The sequence below is a fragment of the Methanobrevibacter sp. UBA212 genome, from assembly GCF_905233225.1.
Lineage (GTDB): Archaea > Methanobacteriota > Methanobacteria > Methanobacteriales > Methanobacteriaceae > Methanocatella.
The window spans coordinates 6,784-13,090 of sequence record NZ_CAJODJ010000063.1 but is presented as its reverse complement, the minus strand read 5'-3'; the positions used below and the strand labels follow the sequence as shown (position 1 = coordinate 13,090).

Genomic DNA, 6,307 nt, shown 5'->3' with positions numbered 1-6,307 from the left:
AAAGTTTTTGTAATGTTATTTAACATACATTGGTGAAAATATGGGTCGCAATATTCATGATATATACGACGTGATTTTGAAGATTATCATACTTGTGTATGGGGAAGGGTTTTTAAGGTTCATCGGCATTAACAAAAACATTAAAGAAGTGTTGAAGACGGAATTTGTTACATTAAAGGGTATTAAATTCTATTTGGACTTCTTGTGTTTGTTGGATGATGGTACCTTGTGCCATGTCGAGTTTCAATTTCCAAAAGCAAGACCTAACGATTTGGATAGGTTTTTTGACTATAACATTGTCACACAGGTTACGCACGGGGCATTGACAGAAACAATCGTAATCAATTTCACTTCTAAAAAGTTTTCAGAAAAAATCAGGATAATTGGCAGGTCCAAATGTTTCAATCCCGATTATGTATATCTGGGTGATATAGATTATGCAGGATATTGGCGAAATATTAATATAAAAGTTGAATCAAACCTTAAATTAACAGTCTTTGAAGAAATTGTGGTATTGCTTACATGTCTCATACCGGAGTGTAAGAAAAAAGCCCATATGCTTGATAAGATTTCTAAATTGCTAAAAAATAAAGAATTGTTTGATAAAACAAGATTCGAATATGTTCAAGCTATAATTCAGATGGAAATTGAAAATTTGATTTCCAAAGAGGAACAATCTAAAATAACTGAGGTGGTAGATATGACTCCACAGGCGGAAAAATTAATTTCTCAAGCAATTAGTGAAGTGCACAGAAAATCTGTACATGAAGCAAGAATTGATGGTATGAAAGAAGGTAAAGAAGAAATTGCAAAAAATCTTAAGGATTTGATGGATGATGAAGAGATTTCCAGGATTTCTGGACTCAGTCTTGAAAGAGTTAAACAGCTATAATGATTACTTTGCAAGTGTTCTCTTATCTAACGGGGGTGGCAGATATGAATCCTGAAGTGGAAAAATTAATTTCTCAGGTAATTGGTGAAGTGCAAAGAAAATCTCTATTTGAGGCAAAACTTGACGCTATAGAAGAGGGTAGGAAAGAAGGTAAGAAAGTAGGTAGGAAAGAAGGCAAGGAAGAAGTTGCAAAAAATCTTAGGGGAGTCATAGCTGATGAAGAGATTTCCAGAGTTTCTGGTCTTAGCCTTGAAAGAGTTAAACAGCTATAATGATTAGTTTGCAAATGCTCTCTTAACCTTTTAATATGAAGTGAAATTAATATGATAGTATGGCAAGCTACATAAATCATCCTTTACTCAAAAAAGATGCAATAGAATCAAGATTATACCAGCAGATTCTTGCAGGAGACGTATTAAAAAAAGGAAATACTATGGTTGTTGCACCTACTGCGTTAGGTAAGACAATTGTGGCCATTCTTGTAGCTGCAGACAGATTAAATAAAGTTAAAAACTCAAAGGTTCTCGTTCTTGCACCGTCAAAGCCATTGGCCATCCAGCATGAGGAAAGTTTCAAGGAATTCATCACACTGCCCTGCACCTCAATCACAGGTGCTGTCAAAACTGATGAAAGGGTTAAAAGATGGGAAGAGTCAAGAATCATATCAGCAACACCTCAAACCGTCGAATCCGATTTGCTGAATGGCAGATATGATTTGAGCAATGTCTCATTAATCGTTTTTGACGAATGCCATCACGGTGTCGGATCCTATTCCTACGTTTACCTGGCATCACGTTATGTTCAGGAATCCAACTTTAATCTTATTTTGGGATTGACCGCTTCTCCGGGTTCTGACAAGTATAAAATCAAGGAAGTGTGCGAAAATCTCTACATTCAGAATATTGTCGTCAAAACCGAAGATGACGCTGATGTCAAACCTTATTTCAACCCTGTCGGCATCGATTGGGTCAAGGTCAAGATGAGTTCGGAGCTTGCAAAAATCAAGGAATGCATTGACAAGGCATTGAAGGTAAGGCTTAAGGCTTTAAAGAATATGGGCATCATTAAAACAGTTTCCGTTGGTAAAGTTGATATCCTGAAGGCAAGGGGAAGGGTTCAGGGCGAAATCGCCCGTTCGGCAAATCCTGATAAGGAAATGTTCCGTGCCATTTCTATTTTGACCGCAGTCATCAATGTTCAGCATGCCCAGGAACTGATTGAGACCCAGGGTGTCCAGACATTCAACAAGTATGTTGCAAGATTGCGCAAAAAGCAGACAAAGGCTGCTAAATCCCTGATGGCGGATGATAATTTCGGTCGTGCAGTCAGGCTGGCGAAACAGGCTGAGAAGCATGGATGGGAACATCCCAAGTTGCGTGAAGTGACTAAAATCCTAAAAAAGGAACTGGGGGATGATGGCCAAACCAAACTCAAGACCACACGTTTTGATGATAGGAGTGATGAGGGTGCTTCAAAAATCATTGTATTCACTCAATATCGTGATACCCTTGAGATGATTCATCAGAAGCTTGAAAAGGAAGGAATAAAATCAGCCAAATTCTTTGGCCAGGCATCAAAGGATGGTGAAAAGGGCCTTACCCAAAAGGAGCAAAAGGCCATTATCAAGTCATTCAGAATGGGGGAATATGATGTGTTATTATCAACCAGTGTGGCTGAAGAAGGCATTGACATTCCTGCCGTTGATTTGGTGGTGTTGTATGAGCCGGTTCCATCTGAAGTCCGTATGATACAAAGGCGTGGAAGAACAGGACGTAAAAGGACAGGCCGTGTTAAAGTATTGATCACTGAAGGAACTCGTGATGAGGCCTATTATTGGTCAAGCCTGAGAAAAGAAGACCAGATGAAGAACCAGCTGATTGATCCTGTTGTTTTGGAAGAGTTGAATGCATCCGCTCTTGAGAGGATGGAAAATCAGAAGCATGTCAAGGTCATTGAAAAGCCTAAAGAGGAAAATGATTTTCCGATTGTCTATGCGGACTCCCGTGAAGGAAATTCAAAGGTAATCAGACATTTGACCGAAATGGAAATCGATGTTAAGGTCAGGTCCATGGCGGTTGCGGATTATCAGGTAAGTGATGAGGTTGCCATCGAGAGAAAAACCGCAAAGGACTTTGTCGACTCAATCGTTGACAAAAGATTATTCAAGCAGGCCAAGGAATTGTCTGAAGAGTTCAAGCATCCGATTATGATTCTTGAGGGGGATGATTTGTACGCAGGATTTATCCATCCTAATGCGATAAGGGGTACAATGGCCTCAATAGCGATTGATTTTGGAATAAGCATACTTCCTACAAGAAACGCTCAGGACACTGCCGCAATGATAAAGAGAATTGCAATACGTGAGCAGACCGGCGAGAAAACTTCCATTAATATTCGTACAGATAAAAAACCGGTCAGCCTTATGGAACAGCAGCTGTTCATTGTTGAATCCCTGCCGAATATCGGTCCGGTCAATGCCAAAAACTTGCTGAAGCACTTCGGTACCGTGTCAAAGGTATTCAATGCTTCTGAAAATGAGTTGCAGGAAGTTGAGGGAATCGGTAAAAAAACAGCTAAAGAGATTAGAAAGGTAATGGACTCCAAATACCTGTATTTCGAAAAGGAAATTAAGGAAAAGAGACTTCTCTAGAAGTTCCTTTTCATATATTCATAACTTTTTTTGATAGAATCGGTATCATTTACCTCAATGATGTAGATGCCATCATAATTTTTTTCTTCTAGCCTATTGACTATGCCTTTTAAATCAATAGAGCCTTCACCAAATGATAGGTGTGCATCATCATCACCAAAATTATCATGCATATGTATGTGTTTAATCGAATCAAAAATCATCCCGTCCGGAGAATATCCCACATGGTTGGCATGGCCGATGTCAAGTGTCATGGACATGTCCAGTGAAACGAGAAGATCATTCAGGTCATTCATGTTCTGATAAAGCATGCCGTCAAAGCCGGGCATGTTTTCGATTGTGGTCAGGACGCCCAAATCACGTCCGTAATCGCCGATTTCCTTAATTGATTCATTTGCAAATTCATAGACTCTGTCCAAAAAGTATTTGTTTGCCAGAAATGTGGCCAGTCCGGGATGGACAACTACGGCTTCCGCATTTATCTCATTGGCAAAATCAATGGATTCCTTGATTTGACTGATGGAATTCAGTCGGCTTTTTTCCTGAAGCGCTGCGATATTGACGTCCATGAAAGGTGCATGGACGGAATATTTCAAATTGAAGTTCTCCAATGTGCTGATATCTATTTTATCGTGAGGATATTGGTGGACAATCTCGGCATATTCAATGCCTAAATCTTCAATGAATTCCAAAACATTTTCCAAATCGTTTTCGATTCCTGCTAGTGTAGATGCTCCAATTTTCATATTAATCACATTTTTTGAATGGCTGTAATCTTCAAGCCCATCTCAATGGCTTCTATAAGAAAGTCAGATAATTCTATTCCTCTTTTGATTTTTATCTCTCCCTTTTTGGAGGTTGTTGCGGTCAGCAGGTATTCTCCGTCAATCATAATGTCGAAGTTTTTGCGGCCGTTGTCCTTTCCAAGTTCCAGAATCAGCTGCTTTTTGGTGTGCAGTATGTCTACTTCAAATGGTGCCTTATTGATTGGCTTTGCTTCAATTACTTCAACGCCCAGGCTGATTCCAATGCTTTCCTCAATCTCGGCAATCCTTTTTCCGTTTTTGCCGATGATTTTTGGCACAAACTCTTCAGGGATATAGATGTTGGCCCTTTCAGGTGAAATGACTTCGACCTCAACCCTCGCTTTTTTGGGGACAAGCTTTTTGACCTTTCTTAAAATTTCCTGCTCGGCGATTCTGTCGACTGAAGACTTATGGTTCTCTTCGCCGCCGGAGCCGTTCACCAGGTCGATATCCATTACAATGGTCTGCTCACCGTAAGTGTAGATTTCGTTTTTAAGCTCTCCGGTTTCAAAGTCCCTCACTTCAATCACCGGCCTTGCAAGGTCCGCCTCCTTCATGCCGGTCGGAACCTTTACAGTCATCTTTGTCTCATATACGCTTGTTACCTTACCGTTTTCAATGTAGATGCTTGTATCAACGATTGATGGGATTACTCCAAGCTCAACCCTTGAAGCTATTCTTTGAATTGCGTCAATCGGACGTGTTGCATGGACAACTCCAATCATTCCGACACCGGCCAGCCTCATGTCTGCAAAGATGTTGAAATCGGTGTTTTTCCTGAGCTCGTCATAGATTGTGTAATCCGGCCTTACAAGCAGCAGCACATCAGCGGTATTTTCCATGCTCCCCTCCAGTGGCGCATACTGGGTTATCTCGTCGGGCAACTGCAGGTCCCTTGGTGATTCCATGGTCTTCACGACCTTATTCAGTTTTGATGAGTAGTATTTTCCGATTGCCTGTACGAATGTTGATTTTCCCGCACCTGGAGATCCTGATATCAGAATACCTTCGGCGTTTGTTCTGATTCTTTCTAGAAGTTTATCGGATAAGTGATATTCCTTCAAATCGATATTTGCAACAGGTCTGACTGCAGTGATTTCCAGAGCTTCAGAAAATGGGGGATAGGCTATTGAAATTCTGTATTCCCGTGACTGCACGACAAATGATCCTTCCTTGTCGCTTTCCAGATATGTTTTTGGGTCGCTTTTTGCCTTGTCAAGGATTTCATCCATAATCTCCTTGAGCTGCCTGTAGGTGTAGCGCTTTTCATTCAGTATGACAAAGTCGATGTGTCCAGGTGTTCCCTTTTTTGCCATCGGCACAACGTTTTCCTTTAGATGCACTGACATTGTTTCGTCGTCAAAGTATTTTTCAATCGAAAGGGGCTTTATCTCGTATTCCTGCTCGTGGAAATAAACAGGAATTCCCTGGGATTTTGCAACTTCCGCCTGCACCTTGTCGTTGGTTACGAGTATTCCCATTTCGCTTCTTGCAAGGTCTCGGATGATGCTGTCTATCTCGCCACTTTTTGCATATCTGATGTCGTAATTTGTAGGCCTTTTTCCTTTAAAACTGACTGCCAGTTTGTCTTCATCCTGGAGTTTTTGCAGTTTCTGAAGTTCCTTCAATCCCCTATGGCCTTCTGCCCTGTTTGCATTGGCCTGATGTTCAAGTTCACAAACCACCGCTTCAGGCACAATGATTTCCGGATAGTCAAGTTCTCCCTTTTCTATAATCTCGGAAATTGCACCTATGATGACGGCGCTTGTGTCCGGTATTATGCGTTCCATTTTAATACACGTCTTCCGGGTTTATTATTCTTTCCAGGATGATGTCCAAATCATCGTCATTCAGGTTTTCAATATCTATCTTATGCTGGGTGTTCAGTTTCCTAAAAAAGCATGAGCGATAACCTTCATGGCATGCCGCACCGGTCTGGCTGATTTTTAAGATGATTGC

At 40.9% G+C, this 6,307-nt stretch carries 5 protein-coding genes and 1 pseudogene; 3 read left to right on the top strand and 3 right to left on the bottom strand.

Annotated features, from left to right (window positions below; translation table 11 throughout):
• Positions 1–40: 40 nt before the first annotated feature.
• Genes QZ138_RS10945 through QZ138_RS10935 form a run of 3 tightly spaced genes read left to right on the top strand, consistent with a single transcriptional unit; the run spans position 41 to position 3,542 of the window.
• Positions 41–892: a hypothetical protein gene (locus QZ138_RS10945; protein WP_292889058.1), complete on the top strand. Its 852-nt coding sequence runs from the start codon at positions 41–43 to the stop codon at positions 890–892.
• A gap of 44 nt (positions 893–936) precedes the next feature.
• A complete protein-coding gene (locus QZ138_RS10940; RefSeq protein WP_292889057.1) occupies positions 937–1,164 on the top strand; it encodes a hypothetical protein in 228 nt (75 codons plus the stop codon).
• Positions 1,165–1,223: 59 nt separating this feature from the next.
• On the top strand, positions 1,224–3,542 hold the full coding sequence (locus tag QZ138_RS10935; protein WP_292889056.1) for a DEAD/DEAH box helicase: 2,319 nt from the start codon (positions 1,224–1,226) through the stop codon (positions 3,540–3,542).
• Here the strand turns inward: QZ138_RS10935 and QZ138_RS10930 are convergent.
• The 3 genes and pseudogenes from QZ138_RS10930 to QZ138_RS10920 form a co-directional block, all read right to left on the bottom strand.
• Positions 3,539–4,288: a sugar phosphate isomerase/epimerase gene (locus tag QZ138_RS10930; protein WP_292889055.1), complete on the bottom strand. Its 750-nt coding sequence runs from the start codon at positions 4,286–4,288 to the stop codon at positions 3,539–3,541. The two genes, QZ138_RS10935 and QZ138_RS10930, sit on opposite strands and share 4 nt — an antisense overlap.
• Positions 4,289–4,293: 5 nt before the next feature.
• A complete protein-coding gene (locus QZ138_RS10925; protein WP_292889054.1) occupies positions 4,294–6,138 on the bottom strand; it encodes a PINc/VapC family ATPase in 1,845 nt (614 codons plus the stop codon).
• 1 nt (position 6,139) lies between these two features.
• A pseudogene (locus tag QZ138_RS10920) lies at positions 6,140–6,307 on the bottom strand (phosphoribosyl-AMP cyclohydrolase); the annotation flags it as partial.